Below are 24,652 nucleotides of genomic sequence, written 5' to 3'. Positions count from 1 at the left end.
TTATGTTTGGGAAAAGCTTGTCATTTTTGGCAGGCTTTTCTTTTTGTAGGTAACAGGCTGGGTTTACAAATATAATTTATTTACTTTGCAGCACTGAAAAGTGTGAATAATACAGCTTATGAATCTACTTGAAATAATCATGATAGCTATCGGTCTTTCGATGGATAGTTTTGCTGTTTCGATCACCGGTGGGGTGGTTATGAAAAAATTTCCCGTAAGGCGGGCTATGAAGATTGCTTTTTTCTTATCCGTATTTCAGGCTGTTATGCCTTTACTGGGTTGGTTGCTGGGTAGTAGTTTTAGACAATATATTGTGGATTACGACCATTGGGTTGCTTTTGCCGTGTTGCTGTTTTTGGGAGGCCGTATGGCTTATGAAGGACTGCAAAAAAAAGAAGGGAATGATCTGTGCTGCTTCGATCCTTCCGGAACCCGTACTTTGTTAGGGTTGTCCCTGGCTACCAGTATAGATGCACTTGCCGTGGGAATATCTTTTGCTTTCCTGAATATCAGTATGACCGTTCCCACCCTTATTATATTGATTACGACATTCTGTTTGTCTTTTACCGGCATTTATATCGGAAGATACTGCGGACGGAATTTACAACATACAGCGGAAGTGTTTGGCGGTATTGTCCTTATACTTATAGGTGTAAAGATCTTAATAGAGCATCTTTATTTTTCCTGAAATTAAAGAGTTGTGAGATATTCCCTGATATAAAAAACATTTTTTGTTCCGTTCTTTTGGTTTTTAAGTATGAAATGTGCATAAATTAAACGATAAAGAAATATGAGGCGTGTAAACCGGGGCCTTGTTGCCGCAATTTTGTTTGTAATAATATTTCTGTTGATGTATTTTTTCCGTTCGGCCAAACCTGTTTATCAACGTGACGAAGGATTTATTTTCGGTACAGTCTATCATGTTACTTACCGGTATGATAAAAATTTGTTATCCGAAATACAGCGGGAATTAGAAGCGTTCGATTTATCACTTTCTCCTTTCAATGAAGCTTCCGTTATTTCAAAGGTGAACAGGAACGAAAGTATAGAGGTTGATGATTGGTTCCGCGCGGTATTTTTACGTTCGAAAGAAATATATAAGTCAACCGGAGGGGCTTTTGACCCTACATTATCTCCTCTTATAAACGCATGGGGATTCGGATTTAAAAATGGAGATACTATAACTCCGGTTATGATCGATAGTTTACTCGAGATAGTGGGTATGAATAAAGTGGAATTGAAGGGCGGCAGGGTCATAAAAGAAGACAACCGCGTAACGCTTAATTTTTCGGCGATCGCAAAGGGATATGCAACAGATGTCATCGGCAAATTTCTGGAGAAGAAAGGCATTACGGATTATCTGGTCGAGATAGGAGGGGAGATCATTGCGAAGGGTAAGAACCCGAAAGGAGAGTTATGGTCTGTCGGCATCAGTAAACCTCAGGAAGAAAATGATGTTCAGAACTCGGATATAGAAGAGATCATTCGATTTACCGATGCAGCAGTAGCTACTTCTGGCAATTACAGGAATTATCACCTTGTAAACGGTAGAAAAGTAGCACATACGATAGATCCGGCAAGCGGTTATCCTGTGCGGCATTCGTTATTGAGTGCTACGGTAATGGCTCCTGATTGTATGACGGCTGATGCATATGCTACTGCATTCATGGTATTGGGTGTAGAGCGGAGTAAAGAGATATTGGCTGCAGAGCCGGAACTGGACGCATTACTTATATTTGCATCAAAAGACGATACTCTCGGGAACGAATATTATATGACCCCGGGATTTGCGAAACGGGTACGGGAAAATTAATGACCGAGACGTGTGTACTCTCTGGATTCGGTTTTCACGGACGATATTGTATTGAATTAAGTCTTATCCCTCCTCTTTTTAACGCATTTTATCGGGATGATTGTAGTAAACGGGTATATATTTGTATAATGGAGATAAAGAAAATAGAGAATAATAAAGAAGTGACTCTTGCCCTGCTCGAGCAAGCTGTTCCGGCCGGATTCCCGAGTCCTGCGCAGGATTATACTGGCGATTCTATAGACTTGAACAAAGAGTTGATACATCATCCTTCGGCAACCTTTTGTGCCAGGGTAACCGGCCGCTCGATGCAGGACTGCGGAATTAATGACGGTGATCTGTTGCTGGTAGATAAATCGCTTCCTCCCTTGGATGGAAGCATTGCAGTGTGTTTTATTGACGGGGAGTTTACCCTTAAGCGCATATCCATACGTCCGGACGGTTTATATCTCATGCCCGCCAATCCGGCATATCCTACTTTGCGGGTGGCCGAGGGCAGTAATTTCCAGGTGTGGGGCGTCGTTTCCTATGTAATAAAAGATATGAAGAGGGGATAAATGCCATGTATGCTTTGGTGGACTGCAACAATTTTTTCGTTTCTTGTGAACGGGTATTCAATCCGTCTCTTAATAACAGGCCTGTCATTGTATTGAGCAGCAATGACGGTTGTGTCATTGCAAGAAGTAACGAGGCTAAAGCTGCCGGCATTCCTATGGGTATACCTGTATTCAAGGTGAGACAGGTAATAGAAAAGGGTAAATTTTCGGTGTTCTCGGCCAATCATGTGCTGTATGGCGATATGTCGAGGAGGGTCATGCAACTGTTATCCCGTTTTTCCTCCGAATTGGAAGTCTATTCCATAGACGAGGCATTCCTGTCCCTGGACGGAATAAAGCATGATGAACTTGAAAGTTATGCCCGGCATGTCCGGGAGACAATTTTGAAGCAAATAGGTATTCCTGTGAGTATAGGTATCGCACCTACCAAGACTTTGGCCAAGATAGCTTCTCATATTGCGAAAAAGGGCTCCGTATTCCGGGGGGCCTGTCTGTTGGATAAAGGCGATATGTTGCGGGATGCCCTTCGTTTTACTCCTATTCATGAGGTGTGAGGCATAGGTAGGCGGACAGCCCCGTTGTTGCAGGAAAAAGGGATCGTTACAGCATACGATTTTAGCCGTTTACCCCAGACTTGGGTAAAAAAAATACTGACGGTAGAAGGAGAAAAAACCTGGATGGAACTGAATGGTAAACCTTGTATTTCGCTGGATGTACAATCTCCCGATAAAAAGAGTATCACATCTTCCCGTTCTTTTGGAGATATGGTAACTACCTTTGATAATTTATCGGAGGCAGTAGCAACGTTCACTTCTCATTGTGCCGCCCGTTTACGACGGCAGAAGTCGTGTGCGGGGACGTTGCTGGTATATATACAAAGCAATCGTTTCCGTACCGAGATGGAACAATATGTAAATTCTTTTCAGGTGGAATTGCCTGTTCCTACGAATAGCGATATGGAATTGGTTCATTATGCAAATCTTTCTCTGCGGCGTATCTATCGGGATGGTATTGCTTATAAACGTGCGGGGGTCGTTGTTTCCCGCATTGTGCCGGAAGAAAATATACAGATGAATCTTTTTGATGAGGTGGACCGGGCACGCCACCGGAAATTGATGGATGCTGTAGATACTATAAATCGTAAAATGGGCAGGGACCAGGTTAAGCTGGCGGCCCGGGGAATTGTCTCCCGGTGGAAGCCTCATAACGAATATCTGTCTCCTTGTTATACAACAAACTTTAAAGATATCCTCCATGTGAAAGCCGATGAAGGACTTCCGTTAAAAAAAGAATATTAACCTGTAGACCTGAACGTTTTTAGTCGTATCTGCTTTATTGGCTACGTTTCCGGTTCCCCGATATTTATTATCTCGAATGTTTGCTGCGTATCATATTCCCTGTATATTCCGGAATAGTAATGGAATTATTGTAAAAATGTTGTCAACGAGGCGTTTATCTTAGATGTAAATAATTTGAAGAATTATATGTTCTTTGAATATGAAAAATATTCGGTTATTTTGTTTTCCATTGGAAAATAATTTATATTTTTGCATTGTTATATTCTTATGGAAATTATTTCCGTAGGAATATTTAGTGTAATATTAAAAAAATAAAATATGAAATACGTTATTATAGGAGGAGTTGCCGGGGGAGCTACAGCGGCAGCGAGAATGCGAAGAGCAGATGAATTTGCCGAAATCGTTATGTTCGAGAAGGGAAAGTATATATCTTATGCAAACTGCGGATTGCCTTACTATATAGGAGGGACGATCGGGGATCGAGATAAATTGTTTTTACAGACTCCTGCTACGTTTGGTGATAAGTTTAATGTAGATGTGAGAACCGAAAGTGAAGTTCTTGCAATCGATACAGAGGCGAAAATAGTACAGGTACGCCGTTCTGATGATTCGGTTTATACCGAAAGTTATGATAAATTACTATTATCGCCGGGAGCCTCTCCCGTTCGTCCGCCGTTGAAAGGAATAGATTCTGCAGGCATTTTTACTTTACGTAATGTGGAAGATACCGATCGTATCAAAAATTATATGACATCTTCAAAAGTAAAAGATGCGGTTGTAGTCGGAGCCGGATTCATCGGGCTGGAAATGGCTGAAAATCTGGTTCATGCCGGTGCACAGGTATCGGTAGTGGAGAGAGACAACCAGGTAATGGCTCCGGTCGACTTTTCTATAGCTTCGCATGTCCATCAGCACCTTTTGCAAAAAGGAGTTCGGTTATTCCTGGAAGAAAGTGTCGAACGGTTTGAGAAAAAAGGGGATAAAATAGAAGTGTCCTTTTCATCCGGGATAAGTCTTGTAACCGATATGGTTATACTCTCTATCGGGGTACGCCCGGAAACAGGGTTGGCGAAAGCGGCCGGATTGAAGATTGGTGAGACAGGAGGAATTTGGGTCGATGAGTATCTTGAAACTTCGGTAAAAGATGTTTATGCGATCGGAGATGCTATTGAATTTCCTCATCCTGTAACGGGCAAACCCTGGTTGAATTATCTGGCGGGTCCGGCCAATCGGCAGGGACGTATCGTTGCAGATAATATGGTATTCGGAAACAGGATAAAATATGAAGGGGCTATAGGTACTTCGGTTGCGAAGGTTTTCGATATGACGGTCGCATCGACCGGCCTTGCCGCCAAACGCCTGAAACAACAGGGTATCGAATATGCCAGCTCCACGACTCATTCGGCTTCTCATGCAGGTTATTATCCGGATGCTTTGCCTCTTACGATCAAACTTACGTTTGATCCCCGTAGCGGTAAATTATACGGGGGACAGTGTATCGGTTATGACGGAGTAGATAAACGTATAGATCAGATCGCTTTGGCAATCAAGAATAATGGAACGGTCTATGATTTGGCAAAAATAGAACATTGTTATGCCCCTCCTTTTTCCTCGGCAAAAGATCCCGTTGCAATAGCCGGTTATGTAGCCGGTAATATCGTCAGCGGAGCCATGCCGGTTGTTATGTGGAACCAGGTGCAACAGATGGATCATAAAAATATTTTGTTGCTGGATGTCCGTACGCGTGACGAATTTGCATTCGGGGCGATTCCCGGTTCGGTAAATATCCCTCTTGAAGAACTCCGTAGCCGGATCGATGAGCTTTCGGCCGACAAGGAAATTTATATATATTGTGCCATCGGACTGAGAGGCTATCTCGCTTTGAAAATTCTCACTTTAAGAGGTTTTAAGAATGTGAGGAATCTTTCGGGAGGGTATAAGACTTATCTGGCTGCAACCGCTCCGGTAATCAACCGAACCGCATCCGTTTTAGAAGAGGGTAAAACAGAAGGGAATACCGGGAATATGGATAATATAAAGATAAAAACGGTGAAAATAGATGCTTGCGGATTACAGTGCCCGGGGCCGATAATGAAAGTAAAACAGGCGATCGATTCTATAGGAGAAGGGGAACGTGTGGAGATAGCAGCGACGGATGCCGGTTTTTCGCGCGATGCGCAGGCCTGGTGTAATACTACGGGGAATTTATTGATATCTAATTCAGAGGAAAAGGGGAAATATACCGTAGTTATCGAGAAAGGCTCTCCTAAAACATGTGAGATCGTTACATCGTGCAACGGTAAAGCAAAAACGCTGATTATGTTTAGTGATGACCTGGATAAAGCTCTCGCTACCTTTGTCCTTGCTAACGGAGCGGCAGCGACAGGGCAGAAGGTTTCTATATTTTTTACTTTTTGGGGCTTGAATGTAATTAAGAAAGTTGCTAAGCCCAAGGTGAAGAAAGATATATTCGGGCGCATGTTCGGGATGATGTTGCCGTCGAGTTCACGGAAGCTGCATCTTTCGAAAATGAGTATGCTGGGAATAGGAGATAAGATGATGCGGTATATTATGAAGCAGAAAGGTATCGACTCGCTTGAGTCTTTAAGGCAACAGGCTCTTGACAGCGGTGTGGAGTTCATTGCTTGCCAGATGTCTATGGACGTTATGGGTGTGAAGCGTGAAGAACTGTTGGACGATGTGACCGTAGGTGGCGTGGCAACTTATATGGAGCGTGCCGAAAATGCGAATGTGAATTTGTTTGTTTGATTATATATGGGGAAATATTTTCCGGCCGAAGTTGTTATGATCAAGGTTGTTTTATCCTGAAAGCCCAAGATCGGGACGGACGTTATCATGAGCATTTACAGAGTGAAATAGGAATAAACATCGGGGACAGTTTATGGGATGTCTTAAAGAGTCGGGTTCCGGCATCCGGGCTCATTTATTATTTATCTCTTATGCGGGAGATGCCGATTGCCGGAAAGACACGTTTTTCTCTTCGTACAGAAAAAGGTGTACGAAGCGTTTCGTTTCGGTGATTTTCATTTAAGACCGGTAATAAGTTATGCATGAACAGAAGATTATTCTCATATTTCCCGGGGATTACATGTCGCAATGGCTTTTCAGGTTATATGGAATAATAAAGTGAGGATAGATAATACGGATGCTTTTCAGTCCGGCAAAAGAATAGGATAATCCTGCGGTCGGCTGGCTGTTTATAAGAATAGAAAAATGGAAAAATTGTGTAAGATACGTGACATTCAACGAGCAGTAGTTTGCTTTGAATCGAGATTTGAAAAAACGTACGGCATTTGTTTAAATGAAGGAATGGCGTTATGTTCATTGTGTAAGTCCGTAACACTATCGTCCGGAGAGATCGGAGAACTTTTAGGGCTCACTTCGTCGAATACTTCGAAGGTAATCCGTTCAGTTGAGAACAAGGGACTGGTACAGCGTGTTATAGGATCGGAGGACAGACGCCAGATGTATTTTTCTCTTACGGATAAAGGACGGGATTTGATCTTATCTATTAAATGTGAAGAAATAGAAACACCGGAATTACTTAACGATTTATTGAAAAGATGAGACGATTTTATACAATGATACTTGCATGCCTGATGGGAGGTACTGCATGTACACAGAGTCCGGCAAAGTTCATATCTCAAAATAATATTGATTTTGCCGGAACGGTTGCGGATACCGCCGTCCAGATTGTCGATGTGCGAACTCCTGCAGAATTTGCTTCGGGGCATATCCCTAATGCGGTTAATGTGGATGTAAACGGAATCAATTTCGATAAACAAATTTCTGCGCTCGATAAGAAGAGGCCGGTAGCGGTTTATTGCCGTAGCGGGGCGAGAAGTAAGCATGCGGCCCGAAAACTTTCCCGTATGGGCTTTAAAGTGTATGAGCTCGACCGGGGCATAATGAACTGGAACGGTGAAATCGTAAAATAGAGCGAATCGGGTAATCCGTTACCATTTTTGTTTTCAGGATGAACTTATTTTATTGTTATAATTGTAATAAAATCTTCTGAATAAACGGGTGAAAATTATATCTTTGTCAATAATAAATATATGACCGGATATATGGATGCACAAGCAGTTTTCGATAAGTATTATAAAAAAGGAACCCCTTTATATGATTTGGTATGGAACCATAGCCGGAAAGTCGCTGATAAAGCGCTTTCCATAGTCGATGCGCATCCTGAACTCGGAGCCGACCGGAAGTTTGTGGAGGAAGCGGCATTATTACATGATTTGGGCGTTTTTCTTACAGATGCGCCTGAAATAGAATGCCGGGGATATGAGCCTTATATATGCCATGGTATTCTGGGTGCCGAAATATTGAGGAAAGAGGGTTTTCCCCGGCATGCTTTGGTCTGTGAACGCCATACAGGAACAGGTCTTTCCCGTGAAGATATAGAACGCCAGAATCTTCCTATTCCCTCTCGTGATATGCTGCCGGAGAGCATAGAAGAAAAAATAATATGTTACGCAGATAAATTTTATTCCAAATCTCATCCCGACCGGGAGAAAACAGTGGAAAAAATACGGACGGGCATACAAAAGTACGGTACAGAATCTTTGTCCCGTTTTGATGAATGGAGCTGTTTGTTTCATCTCTAAAATATATTAAATAGAGTCAAACCCCCCGTTAGTTGTGGAAAATGTGTAATTTTGCAGCTTGTAACCTATAACAGGTTTATGCATGTCGTCAGGAAATAAGTTCTATATCATCATATTAGCATTGTTCTGCTCTTTGCTGTTCGTGCGTCTTAGTGCACAGCCAAAACGGTATTCTAACCGTATGGAACAGCCTGTAAACAGGACGGTGATGACCGATAGTACGGTTCGTACGGCAGCTCGCTCTTCCCAGACTTCCGGAAGATTATTGCCGGATACTTTACGTTCCGGGTCAGATTCTTTAATTACCGATTCCTTACGGGTAGACAGTATTCCTCCAAAAAAGAAAAATCCTTTGGATGCCGTAGTCGATTATTCGGCAAAAGATTCCATCGTATTTACAGGTGGAAATACAGCTTATATGTATGGAGACGGCGTGGTGAAATACCAGGATATAGAGCTCCAGGCAAATGAAATAACCATGAACATGGATAGTAGCATCGTTTATGCCGTAGGTCGTCCCGACAGTGTGGGAGAAATGCAGGGCAGCCCTGTATTCAAAGATAAGAGCGGGGAATATGAATCGAAGACAATGCGTTATAACTTCAAAAGCAAGAAGGGATTCATTACCAATATCGTTACCCAGCAGGGCGAAGGTTATCTTACCGGGGGGAAGACCAAGAAGATGGAGAATAACGAATATTTTATGCAGAACGGACGTTATACGACCTGTGACCTCCACGATCACCCCCACTTTTATATGCAGCTTACACAGGCTAAATTAAGGCCTAAAAAGAATATCGTTACCGGACCGGCTTACATGGTACTGGCCGATGTTCCGTTGCCCCTTGCCGTTCCGTTCGGTTTTTTTCCGTTCACTCAGAAATATTCGTCAGGTATCATTGTCCCTACTTTCGGTGATGAAATGGCCCGGGGATTTTATTTGCGCGATGGCGGATATTATTTTGCCATAAGCGATTATATGGATCTGGCATTAACGGGTGAGATATATACCAAAGGTTCCTGGGGTGTCAATGCCCAGTCGCAATATATAAAACGATATAAATACTCTGGTAATTTTAATCTGAGCTTTATCACTACGATTACCGGAGATAAAGGTATGCCCGATTATTCGAAACAAAAAAACTTCAGGGTAGCATGGACACATACACAGGATGCTAAAGCGAATCCTAATATGAGTTTCTCTGCCAGTGTGAATTTTACGACCAGCGGTTATACCCGTAATGACCTGAACAGCCAGTTCAGCAATAGTTTTACCGAGAATACGAAGAGTTCATCGGTAAATATGACTTACCGGTTTCCTAACTCGCCGTTCAGCATTTCCACCACGGCTAATATCACCCAGCGTACCCAGGACTCTACCGTAGCGGTATCGTTCCCGAACCTTACTATTTCAATGAGCCAGATATATCCGTTCAAGCGTAAAAATCCGGTAGGGAATGAACGCTGGTATGAAAAAATACGTCTCACGTATAGCGGTCTTTTTCAGAATTCGATCCAGACAAAACAAGACTTGTTCTTTAAATCCAACCTGATAAAAGACTGGAGAAACGGTATGAGGCATACGGCTTCGGCTTCAGCTACATTCAATGTATTCAAATATGTGAATATCAATCCCACTATCAGCTTTAACGACCGTATGTACACATCGAAGACACTTCAGAATTATGATCCAAACTTGAGCCGTCTGGTTCCCGTAGATACGACCTACGGCTTTTATAATGTTTATGATTTCAATGCGGGAGTGAGCATGTCTACGAAGATATACGGTTTTTTTCAGCCGATGAAATTTCTCGGGGACAAAGTCAAGATGATACGCCATGTCCTTACTCCGTCGGTGTCGTTTACCGCTCGTCCGGACTTTTCTTCTCCTGGCTGGGGATTTTATCATCGGTATAGTTATATAAAGGACGGCCAGATATTTGAGGGTAAATATTCTCCTTTCTCGGGAAATTTATACGGTACGGCTCCTCAAGGCAAACAAGGCATGGTTTCGTTTTCTTTGGATAATAATCTGGAGATGAAGATAAAATCGGATAGAGACACCACAGGAGAAAGAAGAATCTCATTAATAGAAAAATTATCTTTGTCGACTTCGTACAATATGGCGGCCGACTCCCTGAAATGGAGTGACCTGAATACCTCTATCTTGTTGAGACTGACCAAGAATTTCAATCTGAACCTGAGTGCAATCTGGGACTTGTACACCTATAACGACCAGGGAACCCGTATCAATAAAACGAGGTTACAGGCCGGGAAAGGTTTGGCCCGGTTGCGTTCGACGGGAACATCGTTTTCATATACATTTAATAACGATACTTTCAAGCGGAAGAAAAAAGATGATCAGTCTGCTTCTGTACCGTCTAATCCCGAATTTGCAGATGAACAGCAAGCCGGGGAGGAAGAGCCGCAGAATAATAAAAAAGAAGAGAATAAGGATGATTTTTCTTCGGACGGTTATATGAAATGGAATGTTCCCTGGAGCCTTTCGATCAATTACTCCATTAATTACGGATACGGGGCATTTAATAAACAGAAAAGGGAATATGAAGGGCGTATTACGCAGAATCTGAGTTTCTCAGGTAATATAAACCTGACGAAAAACTGGTCGTTTAATTTTTCCAGCAGTTATAATTTCGATACGAACCGCATTGCATATATGAATTGTGGTATAACCCGCGACCTGCATTGCTGGACAATGAGCGCCAGCTTTATCCCGGTAGGCCCTTATAAATCGTATAATTTTCATATCAGTGTAAAATCATCGTTACTGAGCGATCTTAAGTATGATAAGCATAGCAGTACGTATGACAGGTTGCAGTGGTATTGACATAAGGGAATTGTTAATACTTTGCGGTTCGGAAGGTTGGCCAACAGCATTGCGACGGCCACATAAAAGAGCAACACGCTCCTCCCGCCCAAGGAGTTTCGATAAATCGGCGGATTCTGCTATCCATAGAATGACGATAGCGAATCCAGCCCTATATAAATAACCTCATAATTTTCGGCTTAAATAATTATCCGTTGTTTCCTGCAACCGTCTTGTAAACATTTTTCCATACCTTTTTCCAACTGGGCATTGGCTTGAACTCCCGGCGCACAGGCGCATCGTGCAAAAGGAAAAGCAGGAGCAGGAAGATGCAGGCATAAATAGCCCATCCGTAAATCTGACGGACACTGACCTCCTGCATTTGTTCCATAAACTCCCCGGTGACATTGCCGGCGGTGATATGGTCTCGCCCGGCAGTTATCCGGTCTATTGCCGCACCGTAACGCGCTATATTGTCGGGCATATAATACGCCAGCGTACGTGAATAAATTGCCGAGCCAATCACACCGCCCAGCACCATGTGAAGCATATTGAATGCTGCCAATGACTGAAAAAAGTGGCGGAAATCCATAAGTTCCTCCATGCAAGTCATACATGTCACGCTTAACACAGCGTATGCAAATCCTCGACAAATCATTGGGAAATAAAGTTGCGACAGATGTATTTCCGCAGATATGGTGAAGTAAAACGTAATCAAATAACAAGTAATACCCGTCACACCTATCGCAATCAGCTTCACGAAACCGAAACGCTTAATATGCATCCACCAGTAGGAGAACAAACAGCCGGCCAATGCCCCGACAAGGATAGGCCCGTTCAACTGTACGCTGACCATTTCCTCGTAGTGCATCACTTCTTTAAGGAATACGTGTTCCAATACATGTTCGGTGGCAAAAAACATTTCCACTAACGTAATCAAAATCAGAACCGGAAAAAAATTGCGGTACGTCCACATTTGCGGTTCCAAGTACGGATGTCGTATTGTGAACATGCGCCATAGGCAGACTGTCAATGTAACCCCGATAACCCAACTCAACTGGCGGATGACGGGACTGTTCCACCAGTCGTAAAACTCTCCGTAATTAAACAGATAGGTAATTTCCAACGCTAAAACCGCCCAAAGGATTCCGCCTAACCAGTCGATACCGAACAACGGTAGTTTCTTGAATGTGCGGAAATGACGTATGCACGTTGTCAGAATCAGCAAATCGACCATCATGAATCCGCTTACGAGCAGGTGCATGTAACTCCAATGGAAATGATACATCAAATAGACCGCAAGCAAATCGGACAACTGCATGCTTCCGATGATAATAATATGAAGCACTGGAAAGAATACCGTAAAGTCGCGGGTCGGACTCATCCACAACTGAATGTTTGACATGCACTCGAATGTTCCCTGTATTTTACACATTCCTTCGATAAAGCATATAGCCCATAACAGGGGAAGATATGTAATGTGAGGGGCTACCAGATTGCAGAGTAATACACCCGTGGCTGCGCCCATCAGCAGCGTCTTGTTCGTAAAACGGAACTTCATGCGGAACAGCAATGGAAAATAAATCGCCATTCCTGCCAAGTTCGCGTAAAGACACATCAGCAAGTCTTCGCGCATTAATGTGGTTTCACCCATTATCTGGCTCAATGCTCCGAGATACATACCTCCCGAAAACTGGAATGTCAGGACGATGAATATATACACCCACGGCCGTATCCTTTCGGGAATACCCCCTCGGAACATCGGCATCGAAAAAGGTACTTTATGTGTAGATTCCGCCATATTCAATATTTTACCTTACATTCCACATTGAAACCTGCTCTCAAACGGCTGACGGCTTCGGTGTCATTCTCTTTCAGCCGGATACGCACGGGAACCCGCTGCTCCACTTTAACGAAGTTCCCTGTCGCGTTATCCTGCGGAATCATAGAAAAGGCAGCTCCGGTAGCGTCCGAAATAGACTCTACGAAGCCGGTATAAATAATACCCGGTACGGCATCAGCGGTAAAAGAGACTTCCGCCCCTTCCCGGATATTCCGAAGCTGTGTTTCCCGATAATTGGCAACCACCCATAAATCGCCATTATCGACTACATCCACCATCGTCTGCCCCGGTTGTACCAACTGCCCCTCGTGGATTTCCTTACGCCCGGTCACGCCGTCGCAAGTGGCGATAATCACGGTATAGGAGAGATTCAACCGCGCCAAATCCACAGCGGCTTCCGCCAGGCGTATACCTGCTTCGTTTTGTCCTAACCGGTGTGTCTGCTCGTCCTTTGCAAGCAAGGTAGATTGGCGCATACGCGACACTTGCTCATAACGTGCTTTGATGGCTTCGTATGCGGTCAGCACATTGTCGTATTGCTGTTGCGTTACGGCATCTTCGTCCAACAGTTTCTTGTAGCGGTTCAGTTCACGTTCGGCATTCTCCTTTTGTACACGTACTTCCTCGATGGTCGCGTCGTTCACACTCAAATTGTTTTGGGTCGTGGCAATTCCAGCATGAGTGGCCTGCTGTCCCGAAAGTGCATTGGCAAGGTCGGCTTCGGCTTGAGCCAAACGCAAACTGAACTCCGCATCCTCGATAACGAGCAGCGTATCGCCTTTATGTACCGGTTGGTATTCATCGAAATATATCTTCTTGATGAATCCCTGTACGCGAGTGTTGATAGGCGTGATGTGTTGTTTTACCTGTGCGTTGTCCGTATATTCCACATTTCCCAAATGGATGAAACGCGAGCAGACATAAACCAGTCCTCCCGCCAAAAGGCAGACAATAACGGTATTGTGAATCAGCTTTTTTGTTTTTCTTGCCGTCATAATGTTACGAATTATAAAGTGTGAGTAATGTATTTCATTTTATAGTAATTGTATATCACATTGATACGCGCATTCGCAAGTCCGAGGTCGGCACTTATCTTCATGTTGCTTGCATCCAGCATATCCGTGAGTAAAGCCATCTCGTTCTGATAGCGGTTACTGGTTACGGAATAGTTCTCATCAGCCAGTTTTACACTATTTTCCTGTGTGTGTAAATCAGTAAAAGCCGTCAGAAAATTCGTATAACCTGCTTGTACCGCATTCTCTACCTGTTCCTGTGCCAACTGATATTGTTCCTGTGCCCGACGGACATTCACACGGGCAGCCTTTACCTTTCGATTGTTCTTGTAAAGGGACGAAATCTTGAAACTCACTCCGACCCCGACATACCAGTAGTTGAAATTATTGTTCAGTACGGGGACTTCTATGGTAATCGGCCCGTCCAAATGGTCGGCGGCAACAAGGGAAATATGCGGCAGTAGTTCCGACCGTTCCTGCTTCACTTTCTGCTCGTTCATACGAATCGCTGTTTGCGACTGTTGCAAGGTGATGTTGTTATCTTGCGCCAACTTCTGCCAGTCGTTTTCGGCCAAAGTCACAAATTGTTGCTCCAACAAGGTCGTGTCCGGCATTATCTCCGTACCCTCGGGCAAATGCAGGGTTGTTACCAACTGATGATTGAGGATTTTCCGGTTGTCCTGCACCTTTGCCAATTGTAATTTGATTTGTTCACGTTGGAGTTCATATCGGGTAATGTCGTTTTTAAGCACCGTACCCTGTTCCCGGCGGACAATCATATCGGCCAATATCTGCTCCGTCAGTTCAAGATTCTTTTGCAGGACTTGTATCTGATTGTCCAGTTTGTAGAGATTCAGGTAATTTCCGGCAAGCAAAAACCGAACCTCCTGCCGGTTTTTCTGCCAGTCGAGTTCCGCCAACAGCCTCCCCAGTTCCGCCTGTTTTATACCGCTGCTGATTGCTCCGCCGGTATAAATTACTTGTTGGGCTTCTAATGCAAAGTTGTTCCCGAAATGCGGCATATCTACTTTCATACCGTTGCCGAAATCCCTGTCCCACAACACGCCGTTACCCCAATAACTCACGGAGGCAGATACATTCAACTCAGGAAGACGTTGGGCTTTAGCTGCTTTCAAAGCCTCGTCCGCGGCCTCCCGACCGATATTGTACGCCTCGAGACTCGTACTTTTTTCGTCAGCCAGGCTGAACATTTCTTCTATGCCCATCAATCGAGTCTGGGCATATAGACTCTGGCTGCATAGCGCTATATAACATAGCACTATGAGCCTGTTTCTTTTGCTCATAATTGATTATTTTATTTGATGAAAATTGAAAAGGAGAGAATCGTAGAGACTAAATCGTGGTCTCTACCCATGTATGAAAGTCGCAAATCTTATTTTTATAGCGAACTATCTGTTTAATAGTATATTGCAATCCTGATATATGTTCCATTTCGGGTGCAAAGGTAGCCAAAAAACCCATAACTTGTGACCCCAACAAAGCGACTTTTTTTGCTTTTTTAACAAGGTAATACAGGTATGTGATAAGTATATATTGCTAATAATAAGTAATTTAAATGTTGTGTCGGCAATATTCTAAAAACACCGTTACCGACTTTCATAGAGAAAAAGAATCCCGATGAATTCAGGTTGTCGAATGTTTGTAGATTACGAAGTATACGATGTGATTTCCTACATGGAAATTTCGGTTATTTCATTTCCTGCTTATTAGCTATTTTAATCATATTCTATTCAAAGAAGTTGTTTCAAAAAGATAATATCGTGACATTATTTTCGGTGATATGTAATTATATATCAGAAGCCAAATACAGCAAAGGAGGTCATTTATAATCTCCTTTGCTGTATTTGAAACTTAGCCTGTATTAGAAGCAGATCAATGTAATTGTTATAAGCAGTGTAAAGATGAGAAGGTTTCGCGCGGTACGTCCCAGAACTTTATTTAGCTCCCTCCCTTTCAGTTGCAATAGCGCCCTCCACGATGCATAATGCAATACCATGAAAAGGAAGGGGACCAGAACGGGAAATATGGTGGATAATTTCCATACCGGCCATGTGAGAATAACGGCGAAAAGTCCGTTAAGCAGATAGATTATTCCCATGGTTTTTCTGCCGAATAATACTACCGTTGTTTTTTTATGAGCGTCTTTGTCGTCTTCCATATCCCGGTAGTTGTTCACGATAAGTACATTGACCGACAGTAATCCGATGGCTATACTTGATAGAAATACGTCCATATCGAATGTCAGTGCTTGCACATAGTAGGTAAGGTTTACTGCAACGAGTCCGAAGAAAACAAATACGGTTATATCTCCTAATCCGTGATAAGAAAGAGGATAGGGGCCGGCTGTGTAGGCAAGTGCAAATAATGCGATAAGAATACCTGCCGGAATAAGCCACCATCCCGTATACCAGATAAGGCCGCATCCGAATAAACAGGCTGTTCCTAAAGTTATCAAGGTGGCCGAGAGCATGGCCCGGGGAGAAATATCTCCCGATACGACTGCACGGCGGGGACCTACGCGACCGATTTTGTCGCTTCCTTTTTTGAAATCGAAGTAGTCATTGGCGAGATTTGACGCTATTTGTGCCAGCAGCGCAAACATCAGGCACAAAAGTGCCGGTACCCACCGGAAGTTTTGGTTATGCCACGCGAAAGCTGTGGCGGCGATTACCGGCCCGGCAGATACGGGCAATGTCCGTGGCCGGGCGGCAGAAATCCAGTCTTTAAGCATATTTATTTTTTAATTAAGACCGAAACATGCTTTGATCGCTTTGCGAAGGTAAGCGGCATCGGCTTTGTTCTCTTTTAAAATTGAAAGTACAAAGCTAAGGTATTTCTCTTTACCGGACAAGCCGCAAAGTTGTGCAACTTTGCTTTGGGGCAACATTCCTTTCTGATTATATACACGGAGGATGGACGAGTAGTCTTTGTCCCTGACAAATCCCCTGAATTCGTTACAAATACTCTTAAATACGAATTTGGAGTCTATATCGGCCGTAAGGTTGTTGATATGGTTAGAAAGTTCATCTATAGTCTTGACGCGCCGGTCTATCGTGTATTCGAGTTGCCTGCGTATCCTGTGGCGGGTGTGCAGCAAGGCCTGTTCCTCCAGTTCTTCTGAAAATAAGGCGATTACATTGTCACGTACCTGACGGAATACGTTTTCGGGATTCTGCATCATCCGGCGGGCTACCGTGCGTATCACGGCTTCCAGCATTAACAGATTTTCTACTTCCGCCACCTCCGGTACGAAAACATTTCTTTCTCTCAGGTAGGCTATTTCGTTGCGGGTACGTCTGTCCCTGTCTACAATTCCTTTCGATTCCAGATGATGGAAACTTTTGAGTTCGGCAAAGGCCCGTGTCGTTTCAATCACTCTGGTACATCCTCCCAGCGGTTTGACGAGGTATTCGGGGAATATATGCGGGTATAATTTAATATCTATGCTGCTGTTATCGGTTCCTTCTATAAAAAGAACGGGTTTCCGGCTGCCCAATATGTCCAGGTAGACAGCTTCCGGCAAATCTCCGTGTGCGTCGATAAATTCATAATCCCAGGTTATGTGTTCGGCGTCGAACGATTTTATCCAGACGCATTTGCCGTCGGAGCGTGAAGATGCGAACTCTATATCATGTGTCAGATATATGAAAGTGCAATCTGTACGAAGTTGTTCGATGGAATCCCATAAGTTTTTAATTACGGAGTTGTGCAGGAACATTTCGGGATCGTCTACGAGAATGACGGATTCTTTTTCGGCATATAGGGTGGCAGCGATGAGATAGAAAACCACTTTTTCTCCCTGGCTCATACGTAAAGCATTATAGGGTTGTGTGCCTTCGTTGCCGTGTATAAGAAGTTTTCCTGCAATCCGCATTAATTTGTTTTTCGGGAAGATACTTTCCCATAATTCCTTAGTTTTATCAAAACGGGTCCGGGGTAATGCTGCTTTTCCTTTTTGTTTTAATTCGTCTTTGTATATGATAAGGCTGCGCAGCTCTTCATTGAGCAATAGGAATATGAGTTGTTCGAATTCGGAGTTTATGTCCCGGGCTACATACGGGGAGACATCCAATGTTTTTTTATAGAGGTCTCTTATTGACCCCGGTTTCACCGGCTCGTCCGGAATGGTGCATAATGCATTGAATGCACTGATCCGGAAACTGGCATTCTTTTGAGTCCGCTCTATTTCATCTCCGAAACGGCTTTTCCCGGAACCGTTGGCTCCGATGATTGTAACGGCTTTCGGATTTATCAGTTTTTCATGTTTGGAATTATCGTTTTTTGAAGGAAGAAGTATTTCCATAATCGTACACTTTAAAGATAACGCGTAATCCAAATGTAGTGATTTTATGTATAAAAAGCTCATGTGTCCCAACTATTTTTTATATTTTTGGGACTTGAAATAAAGTTAACATTAAAAACCGTACGCTATGTTTTCCGGAATTGTAGAAGAAGCGGCTGTCGTTACAGCCTTATGCCGGGATAAAGGAAATCTTCATCTTACTTTAGAATGTTCCTTTACCCATGAGTTGAAGATAGACCAGAGTGTGTCTCATAACGGAGTTTGTCTTACAGTTGTGAACATAGATGGCAATACTTATACCGTGACGGCCATAAAAGAAACGCTGGAACGTAGTAATCTTGGGCTTCTTCAGATAGGAGATAAAGTGAACGTGGAACGCAGCATGCTTATGAACGGTCGTCTGGACGGCCATATCGTTCAGGGACATGTGGACCAGACGGCTCGTTGTACGGAAGTTTCCGAGGCGGACGGAAGCTGGTATTATACGTTCGAATATGATCTGGATGAAGAAATGGCGGCACAGGGATATATGACTGTGGAAAAAGGCTCGGTAACGGTGAACGGCGTGAGCCTTACCGTATGCAATTCTCAGGATAATAGTTTTCAGGTAGCGATAATTCCCTATACTCATGAACATACCAATTTTCACCGTCTCAGGGAAGGAAGTGTCGTGAATCTTGAGTTTGACATTATTGGTAAATATATCAGCCGGATTATGCATTTCTCTCAAAAATAGGAGAATGGAAACTTTTCTCGAACTGGCGTTGCAGCGTCAAAGCGACCGTGCATTTGATATGTCCCGGCCTGTTGAGCCGGAAAAAATAGAACGTATTCTGAGAGCGGCTTGTGCAGCACCTTCTGCCTGTAATGCCCAGCCATGGCATTTTATCGTGGTGGACGATCCTGTTTTGAAAAATCAGGCGGCCGATGCCACTTCCAGCCGGGTATTAGGTATGAACCATTTTACAAAACAGGCTCCGGTACATATCGTTATCGTAGAAGAGAGCCCCAATATTACATCGGGTATAGGCTCTCTGGTAAAAGATAAGCAATTCACACAAATTGATGCGGGTATTGCGGTTGCTCATATCGTACTGGCTGCTGCCGACGAAGGGCTAGGGAGTTGTATTATAGGTTGGTTCGATGAGAAAAAAATGCGTAAACTCCTGGGAATTCCTTCTTCCCGCCGTGTTTTGCTGGATGTCTTGTTAGGATATTCCGTGCAAGAGCACCGGGAAAAGAAACGAAAAGATTTTTCGAAAGTAATATCTTATAATAAATATTGATCTAAAATTACCGGATATGAAGCAAGAGCCTTTCTCATTTAAAAAAAGGGCGCGTAGTTTTAGATATGCGTTTAACGGTATCCGCCTTTTGCTGTCTACCGAACATAATGCCCGCATACATACAGTCGCTGCCGTATGTGCGGTATGTGCCGGTTTTATTTTCGGTATATCGGCTATGGAATGGATGGTGGTAATTATACTTATCGGGATAGTTTTTGCGGCCGAGGCTTTTAATTCAGCGCTCGAGGTATTGGCCGATTATGTTTCTCCGGAATACCGCGAAGCAATAGGCCGTGCCAAGGACCTTGCCGCAGGTGCTGTATTGTGTGTGGCCATTGCGGCTGCTATTACAGGTTGTGTTATCTTTCTGCCCTATATTTTTTAATAAGGAATGGGCTGTTTTATGAGTTACGAATATTCCGGGAACCGTATGAGATAAAAATAAATCGTTAGGTTAATACCGGTAAAATTATAGTTGGTATTTCATTAATGAAATTGTTTCCGGGATGAATATAGGTTCCGGATCTTTGGGTAATCTGCTGTTTAAGAGATGTATGTGCATTGTTTTTCAAATAAAAGAAATGGCGGAGGAAAATTTTCCTCCGCCATTTCTTTTATGTATTGAGTCGTTTAAGGTTATTTCTTAATTACTTTCATTGCTTTTCCGCCGTTTACTTTTACGAAGTAAGTACCCGGGGCTACATCGTTGATGTTGATCTGCTGTATGTTATCACCGTTACCGTTTACTTTGGTAACCAGCATACCGGCTGTGCTATATACTTCGATATCTTCTATAGCCTGAGAAGAAGATATGTTCAGGATTCCGGTTGTAGGATTAGGATAAACCTTTTCTACTGTTTCTACAGCATCTTCTACGTTTGACGGGGCTTTATATTCTTCTGTAATCGTGACTTTTTCAGAAGCGACTTCTTGTTCGCCGTTCTGATAATATGCCGTTACGGAATACTGGTAAATGCCATCGGTCATATTTGTTTGAGCCCATTCGGTAGTACCGGCCTCAACGGTTGCTGTTTCTGGGGTCTGAGCTACACCTTCGATGACGGTTGCGTATTCTACTACGTAACGGATCGGGGTCTCGGTTCCGGAAGGAGCGTCCCAGGTTAATACCATTGTTTTATCGGTATAGTTAGGTTCAGCAGCAAGATTTTCTATTGGATCGTATACTTTTACTTCTACATAATTCAGTAAATTGTCTTTGCTGCAAGGAACGGCTGTTTTGTTTTCAGCTTTCGGCAAAGCGTATGCGGCATACCATTCACCGGAGTTGGAAACTGCGTGCAGGTTACCTGCGTAGTCGAACGCCAGAGCATTCAGGTTGGCTCCTATACCTAAATCGTAAGTAGCGCCTTCGGTCAGAGTCGGTGTCCCGTTTTCGTCATAAACCACATCATATAAGGTAACGGTCGGAGAACTGGAACCTTTTGAAGAAGAAACCGCCAGTGTTTTTCCGTCCAGCGTCATCGCCATACCACCGCCATAGCAGAAGTTAGGACGTTCGGTATCGGCCGAATAACGTGCGTAATCGCGTATACCTGCTGCATTGTAGTGCATCAATGTCGGTTCTGTAGAGTTACCTGCTGCACGGTGCTGGCTAACCCAGTAACCACCCATAGGATCTGCCAGTATCTGGTTAGCTTGAGTGTTGGTAAGTCCTTCGGGAACTGTTAGAGTCTTACTTGGCGTTTCATTCCATGTTTTCTTGTCTCCTATGTTATACAGAGAGAGGAACATATCGTTGATGCTGAATGAAGAAGCTCTGTCTTTAGTTCCTACAACATACAGTTTCTGGTCTTTTCCTGTACCAGTGAAAGACATCGCCATGGTACCTCCTGCGATGAAATTACCGCTTGCGTCTTTAATAATACCGTGTTCGTCCTGTGTACCTTCGAATACCGGGCTCCAGGTGTCGGGTTGGTCGGGATCGATCGTATAGAGCGGATCATGTGTAGTCGTGTTACATCCGAGGAATAAGGTGCCGTCTGCCGCTACTTTTACGGTTCTGGGATCAAAATATGTTCCGTTGGCTTGCGGATCAAAAGTTATTCCTCCATCGAATACTGTTTTTTCATTGATGGTTCTGCGTTGCAGGTTCTGGTCGTAAATGAATAAACCGCGTTTAACGGTAATCTTTCCGTCTGATTTTGTGCAATCTCCTTCACCGGAATTGGTTACATATACCTGTCCGAAATGTTTGGATTCGGGGTTGTTGTCAACGTCCACACCGTAGGGAGCCCACGCTGCATAATCCATGGTTTGAGGAGTGATACGTGCCATTTCGGTAATGGCTGTTCCTGTGGCTTCTACTTCCCAGGATACGTTTTCTCCTTGGATATCGTGTTTTGCCACATTTACTACATTACCACTGGCAGCGGTTCCGCCGTTATACGATTTTATTACTTTACCATCTGCATTTTTTATATTTATGGTAACGTCTGCGGCATCGGTATTCAGTTTATATTCCAGTTTGTAATTGTTGCCTTCGTCCGTAGCTGTGAGGTCGTAAGCAAAGATATTACGGTCTGCTTTCAATTCTTTTTTGTTCAGCATATTGTCTTTGCTGCAGGGAACGGCTGTTTCATTTTCAGCTTTCGGCAGAGCGTATGCGGCATACCATTCACCGGAGTTGGAAACTGCGTGCAGGTTACCGGCATAGTCGAACGCCAGAGCATTCAAGTTGGCTCCTATACCTAAATTGTAAGTAGCGCCTTCGGTCAGAGTCGGCGTCCCGTTTTCGTCATAAACCACATCATATAAGGTAACGGTCGGAGAACTGGAACCTTTTGAAGAAGAAACCGCCAGTGTTTTTCCGTCCAGTGTCATCGCCATACCTGCCCCGTAACTTAAATTAGGAAGTTCGGCATCGGCCGAATAACGTGCGTAATCGCGTGTACCAGCTGCATTGTAGTGCATCAAGGTAGGTTCGGTTGTATTTCCGGCTCCGCGGTGCTGGCTAACCCAGTAACCGCCCATAGGATCTGCCAGTATCTGGTTAGCTTGAGTGTTGGTGAGTCCTTGTGGAACTGTTAATCTGGCACTAGGCGCCTCGTTCCATGTTTTCTTGTCTCCTATGTTATACAGAGAGAGGAACATATCGTTGATGCTGAATGAAGAAGCTAATTTCTTAGTACCTACTACATACAATTTTTGATCCTTTATACCTCCTATAAGTGACATTGACATGGTACCTCCTGCGATGAAATTACCATCAGCATCGGTAATAACGCCTTCTGTATCTTGGGTTCCTTCGAATACCGGAGTCCAGGTATCGGGCTGGTCGGGATCGATCGTATAGAGCGGAGCATGCGTCGTTGCATTACATCCGAGGAATAAGGTACCGTCGGCAGCTACTTTTACTGTGCGAGGATCATAATAGGATCCAACCGTTTCGAAGGCTACACTACCGTCGAATACTGTTTTTTCATCGATGGTTTTGCGTTGCAGGTTCTGGTCGTAAATGAATAATCCTTTTTTTACAGTAATCTCTCCGTCTGGTTTTGTGCATTTTCCTTCACCGGAATTAGTTACATATACCTGTCCGAAATGTTTGGATTCGGGGTTGTTGTCAACGTCCACACCGTAGGGAGCCCACGCTGCATAATCCATGGTTTGAGGAGTTATACGTGCCATTTCGGTAATGGCTGTTCCTTTGGCAACGACTTCCCAGGAAAGATTGTCGCCTTGGATATCTGCTTTAGCCACGCTTACCGAGTTTGCCCCGGCAGCCGTAGTTCCTTCAATCGTTTTTACGACAGTTCCGTCTGCATTTTTGATATTGATCGTAACATTCATCGCATCCGTATTCAGGTTATAAGCGAGCGTATAGTTCTCACCTTCTTCGGTTGCGGTAAGTCCGTAAGCAAAAATATTACGGTCTGCTATGGCCTGTTCGACAATAGCTGGAACCGTAAAGGTATATTTCGCTACGAAGTTTCCGGGGCTATACTGGTAAATTGATGCCGTATTGTCGTTTTCCACATCGGCGTATAACCAGTTTGCAGTCGCACTTGAGGATGCAACAGCACTTGCTCCTTCTTCATGTACGGCTACTACTTCTCCTGTTTCCTGATTGGCAACGGAGAATCCGTCTTTGTAATTTGTTCCGGTAGGATATACGACATAAGTCACGCCGTACAATTTAAATATAGCGAATCCCGCCGATGAATTTATGTTCGGTGTCTTGAATGCCGTAGCTGTCGTTTTTGCTTCATCGAATTGATAAATCGCTTTGTCCGTACGTACCTGATAAACAATCTTTCCATCATAAGAAGATGCTATGGAATGTGTTTGTCCGTTATTGGCAGAAGTAATGGTTCCTGTTTCAGTAATTCCTGTCTGCACTCCGTTTTTGATTTCAACGCATTGGACTTTTGTTGCAGTCGGAGGTAAGAAATACATGGTTCCACCTTCCGCACTCATAATATTTCCGGTCATTTTTCCCATAAAGTCTACGCGACCGTCCAGATTCAATGTAAGGGTTAAATCTTGAGAACTGGTACCTCCCGCCGGGCAGATTGCCTGAGAAGCAGCCGTACTTACAGGAAATTTTTGAGCATATACGAGGTTTCCGGCATCATCCACAGTTATGCTGGTTCCTGCTGCACTGGCTATTTCGGTCTTTTGTGTGCCATCATAGACATAGATTTTTTTTGCTCCTTTATCTTGTACATAAATTTTTCCACCGTAGGCGGAACCTTGTCTTGCATCGGCGTGGCCAGGAATGTCAGTCTGTTTCCATACTTCCGTCAGAGTTTCTCCTTCGGCATAAACTTTCATACTGGTCGCCAATAAAGCTACTCCCATTAATGAAAGCCACGTTCGTAGTGTTTTTTTCATAAGATAATGATTTAATTAGTGTTAGAAAATTAGTATTAGAATTTTTAAATTTCAATTTATCATCAATATTGTTTTATAATTCACCACCATTTATAAAACAAACTAACCACAAATATATATATTTAAAACATAAAACAAAAGAAATTATTGAGTTTTTTATTAATTACTCTGAAATTATTGTTAAGAAAATTAATATATATAGAAACCAG

Annotated in this window: 19 protein-coding genes; 13 read left to right on the top strand and 6 right to left on the bottom strand. The window is 43.5% G+C overall.

Annotated features, from left to right (window positions below):
- Window positions 1–118 precede the first annotated feature (118 nt).
- The 10 genes from OCV73_RS04950 to OCV73_RS04905 all read left to right on the top strand — a co-directional run bounded on the left by OCV73_RS04950 (window position 119) and on the right by OCV73_RS04905 (window position 11,144).
- Complete coding sequence (locus OCV73_RS04950) at window positions 119–688, top strand: manganese efflux pump MntP (protein WP_147549815.1); 570 nt, start codon at window positions 119–121, stop codon at window positions 686–688.
- 102 nt (window positions 689–790) lie between these two features.
- Complete coding sequence (locus tag OCV73_RS04945; protein WP_147549812.1) at window positions 791–1,813, top strand: FAD:protein FMN transferase; 1,023 nt, start codon at window positions 791–793, stop codon at window positions 1,811–1,813.
- Between the two features lie 128 nt (window positions 1,814–1,941).
- Window positions 1,942–2,367 (top strand): LexA family protein, encoded by a 426-nt coding sequence (locus OCV73_RS04940; RefSeq protein WP_147549809.1) that lies wholly within the window; start codon window positions 1,942–1,944, stop codon window positions 2,365–2,367.
- Window positions 2,322–2,921: a Y-family DNA polymerase gene (locus OCV73_RS04935; protein ID WP_262512873.1), complete on the top strand. Its 600-nt coding sequence runs from the start codon at window positions 2,322–2,324 to the stop codon at window positions 2,919–2,921. The genes OCV73_RS04940 and OCV73_RS04935 overlap by 46 nt, the downstream gene beginning before the upstream one ends.
- A 27-nt stretch (window positions 2,922–2,948) precedes the next feature.
- Window positions 2,949–3,665, top strand: coding sequence for a DinB/UmuC family translesion DNA polymerase (locus OCV73_RS04930; RefSeq protein WP_262512872.1), 717 nt, complete (start codon window positions 2,949–2,951; stop codon window positions 3,663–3,665).
- A gap of 318 nt (window positions 3,666–3,983) precedes the next feature.
- Complete coding sequence (locus OCV73_RS04925; protein ID WP_147549806.1) at window positions 3,984–6,434, top strand: FAD-dependent oxidoreductase; 2,451 nt, start codon at window positions 3,984–3,986, stop codon at window positions 6,432–6,434.
- 465 nt (window positions 6,435–6,899) lie between these two features.
- On the top strand, window positions 6,900–7,253 hold the full coding sequence (locus tag OCV73_RS04920; protein ID WP_147549803.1) for a MarR family winged helix-turn-helix transcriptional regulator: 354 nt from the start codon (window positions 6,900–6,902) through the stop codon (window positions 7,251–7,253).
- On the top strand, window positions 7,250–7,624 hold the full coding sequence (locus OCV73_RS04915; RefSeq protein ID WP_147549800.1) for a rhodanese-like domain-containing protein: 375 nt from the start codon (window positions 7,250–7,252) through the stop codon (window positions 7,622–7,624). The genes OCV73_RS04920 and OCV73_RS04915 overlap by 4 nt, the downstream gene beginning before the upstream one ends.
- Window positions 7,625–7,756: 132 nt before the next feature.
- Window positions 7,757–8,296: an HDIG domain-containing metalloprotein gene (locus OCV73_RS04910; protein WP_147549797.1), complete on the top strand. Its 540-nt coding sequence runs from the start codon at window positions 7,757–7,759 to the stop codon at window positions 8,294–8,296.
- A gap of 82 nt (window positions 8,297–8,378) precedes the next feature.
- A complete protein-coding gene (locus OCV73_RS04905; RefSeq protein WP_147549795.1) occupies window positions 8,379–11,144 on the top strand; it encodes a putative LPS assembly protein LptD in 2,766 nt (921 codons plus the stop codon).
- A 187-nt stretch (window positions 11,145–11,331) separates the two neighbouring features.
- Here the strand turns inward: OCV73_RS04905 and OCV73_RS04900 are convergent, their stop codons facing one another.
- From OCV73_RS04900 to OCV73_RS04880, 5 genes are all read right to left on the bottom strand, one after another.
- Window positions 11,332–12,924, bottom strand: a complete 1,593-nt coding sequence (locus OCV73_RS04900) for an efflux MFS transporter permease (protein ID WP_147549792.1) — start codon at window positions 12,922–12,924, stop codon at window positions 11,332–11,334.
- Between the two features lie 2 nt (window positions 12,925–12,926).
- Complete coding sequence (locus OCV73_RS04895; protein ID WP_147549789.1) at window positions 12,927–13,961, bottom strand: HlyD family secretion protein; 1,035 nt, start codon at window positions 13,959–13,961, stop codon at window positions 12,927–12,929.
- An 11-nt stretch (window positions 13,962–13,972) separates the two neighbouring features.
- A complete protein-coding gene (locus OCV73_RS04890; protein WP_147549786.1) occupies window positions 13,973–15,283 on the bottom strand; it encodes a TolC family protein in 1,311 nt (436 codons plus the stop codon).
- 578 nt (window positions 15,284–15,861) lie between these two features.
- Window positions 15,862–16,731: a 1,4-dihydroxy-2-naphthoate polyprenyltransferase gene (locus tag OCV73_RS04885; protein WP_147549783.1), complete on the bottom strand. Its 870-nt coding sequence runs from the start codon at window positions 16,729–16,731 to the stop codon at window positions 15,862–15,864.
- 9 nt (window positions 16,732–16,740) lie between these two features.
- Window positions 16,741–18,303, bottom strand: coding sequence for a DUF4435 domain-containing protein (locus tag OCV73_RS04880; protein ID WP_147549780.1), 1,563 nt, complete (start codon window positions 18,301–18,303; stop codon window positions 16,741–16,743).
- Between the two features lie 127 nt (window positions 18,304–18,430).
- On the opposite strand from OCV73_RS04880, the gene OCV73_RS04875 reads away from it, so the two are divergent.
- From OCV73_RS04875 to OCV73_RS04865, 3 genes are read left to right on the top strand one after another with little or no spacing between them, the layout of a single operon-like run.
- Window positions 18,431–19,039, top strand: coding sequence for a riboflavin synthase (locus tag OCV73_RS04875; RefSeq protein ID WP_147549778.1), 609 nt, complete (start codon window positions 18,431–18,433; stop codon window positions 19,037–19,039).
- Between the two features lie 4 nt (window positions 19,040–19,043).
- Complete coding sequence (locus tag OCV73_RS04870; RefSeq protein ID WP_147549775.1) at window positions 19,044–19,589, top strand: nitroreductase family protein; 546 nt, start codon at window positions 19,044–19,046, stop codon at window positions 19,587–19,589.
- 16 nt (window positions 19,590–19,605) lie between these two features.
- A complete protein-coding gene (locus tag OCV73_RS04865) occupies window positions 19,606–19,974 on the top strand; it encodes a diacylglycerol kinase family protein (RefSeq protein WP_147549773.1) in 369 nt (122 codons plus the stop codon).
- A gap of 251 nt (window positions 19,975–20,225) precedes the next feature.
- On the opposite strand, the gene OCV73_RS04860 is transcribed toward OCV73_RS04865, so the two are convergent.
- A complete protein-coding gene (locus OCV73_RS04860; RefSeq protein ID WP_147549770.1) occupies window positions 20,226–24,443 on the bottom strand; it encodes a T9SS type A sorting domain-containing protein in 4,218 nt (1,405 codons plus the stop codon).
- Window positions 24,444–24,652: the final 209 nt, after the last annotated feature.

Source organism: Barnesiella propionica, from assembly GCF_025567045.1.
Lineage (GTDB): Bacteria > Bacteroidota > Bacteroidia > Bacteroidales > Barnesiellaceae > Barnesiella_B > Barnesiella_B propionica.
Note: the sequence above shows the minus strand (reverse complement) of the source record. Positions and strands in the feature narration are given on the sequence as shown.

Coding starts and splice junctions, on each gene's coding strand:
- OCV73_RS04950 (WP_147549815.1), top strand. CDS start 119: ATGAATCTACTTGAAATAATCATGATAGCTATCGGTCTTTCGATGGAT.
- OCV73_RS04945 (WP_147549812.1), top strand. CDS start 791: ATGAGGCGTGTAAACCGGGGCCTTGTTGCCGCAATTTTGTTTGTAATA.
- OCV73_RS04940 (WP_147549809.1), top strand. CDS start 1,942: ATGGAGATAAAGAAAATAGAGAATAATAAAGAAGTGACTCTTGCCCTG.
- OCV73_RS04925 (WP_147549806.1), top strand. CDS start 3,984: ATGAAATACGTTATTATAGGAGGAGTTGCCGGGGGAGCTACAGCGGCA.
- OCV73_RS04920 (WP_147549803.1), top strand. CDS start 6,900: ATGGAAAAATTGTGTAAGATACGTGACATTCAACGAGCAGTAGTTTGC.
- OCV73_RS04915 (WP_147549800.1), top strand. CDS start 7,250: ATGAGACGATTTTATACAATGATACTTGCATGCCTGATGGGAGGTACT.
- OCV73_RS04910 (WP_147549797.1), top strand. CDS start 7,757: ATGGATGCACAAGCAGTTTTCGATAAGTATTATAAAAAAGGAACCCCT.
- OCV73_RS04905 (WP_147549795.1), top strand. CDS start 8,379: ATGTCGTCAGGAAATAAGTTCTATATCATCATATTAGCATTGTTCTGC.
- OCV73_RS04900 (WP_147549792.1), bottom strand. CDS start 12,924: ATGGCGGAATCTACACATAAAGTACCTTTTTCGATGCCGATGTTCCGA.
- OCV73_RS04895 (WP_147549789.1), bottom strand. CDS start 13,961: ATGACGGCAAGAAAAACAAAAAAGCTGATTCACAATACCGTTATTGTC.
- OCV73_RS04890 (WP_147549786.1), bottom strand. CDS start 15,283: ATGAGCAAAAGAAACAGGCTCATAGTGCTATGTTATATAGCGCTATGC.
- OCV73_RS04885 (WP_147549783.1), bottom strand. CDS start 16,731: ATGCTTAAAGACTGGATTTCTGCCGCCCGGCCACGGACATTGCCCGTA.
- OCV73_RS04880 (WP_147549780.1), bottom strand. CDS start 18,303: ATGGAAATACTTCTTCCTTCAAAAAACGATAATTCCAAACATGAAAAA.
- OCV73_RS04875 (WP_147549778.1), top strand. CDS start 18,431: ATGTTTTCCGGAATTGTAGAAGAAGCGGCTGTCGTTACAGCCTTATGC.
- OCV73_RS04870 (WP_147549775.1), top strand. CDS start 19,044: ATGGAAACTTTTCTCGAACTGGCGTTGCAGCGTCAAAGCGACCGTGCA.
- OCV73_RS04865 (WP_147549773.1), top strand. CDS start 19,606: ATGAAGCAAGAGCCTTTCTCATTTAAAAAAAGGGCGCGTAGTTTTAGA.
- OCV73_RS04860 (WP_147549770.1), bottom strand. CDS start 24,443: ATGAAAAAAACACTACGAACGTGGCTTTCATTAATGGGAGTAGCTTTA.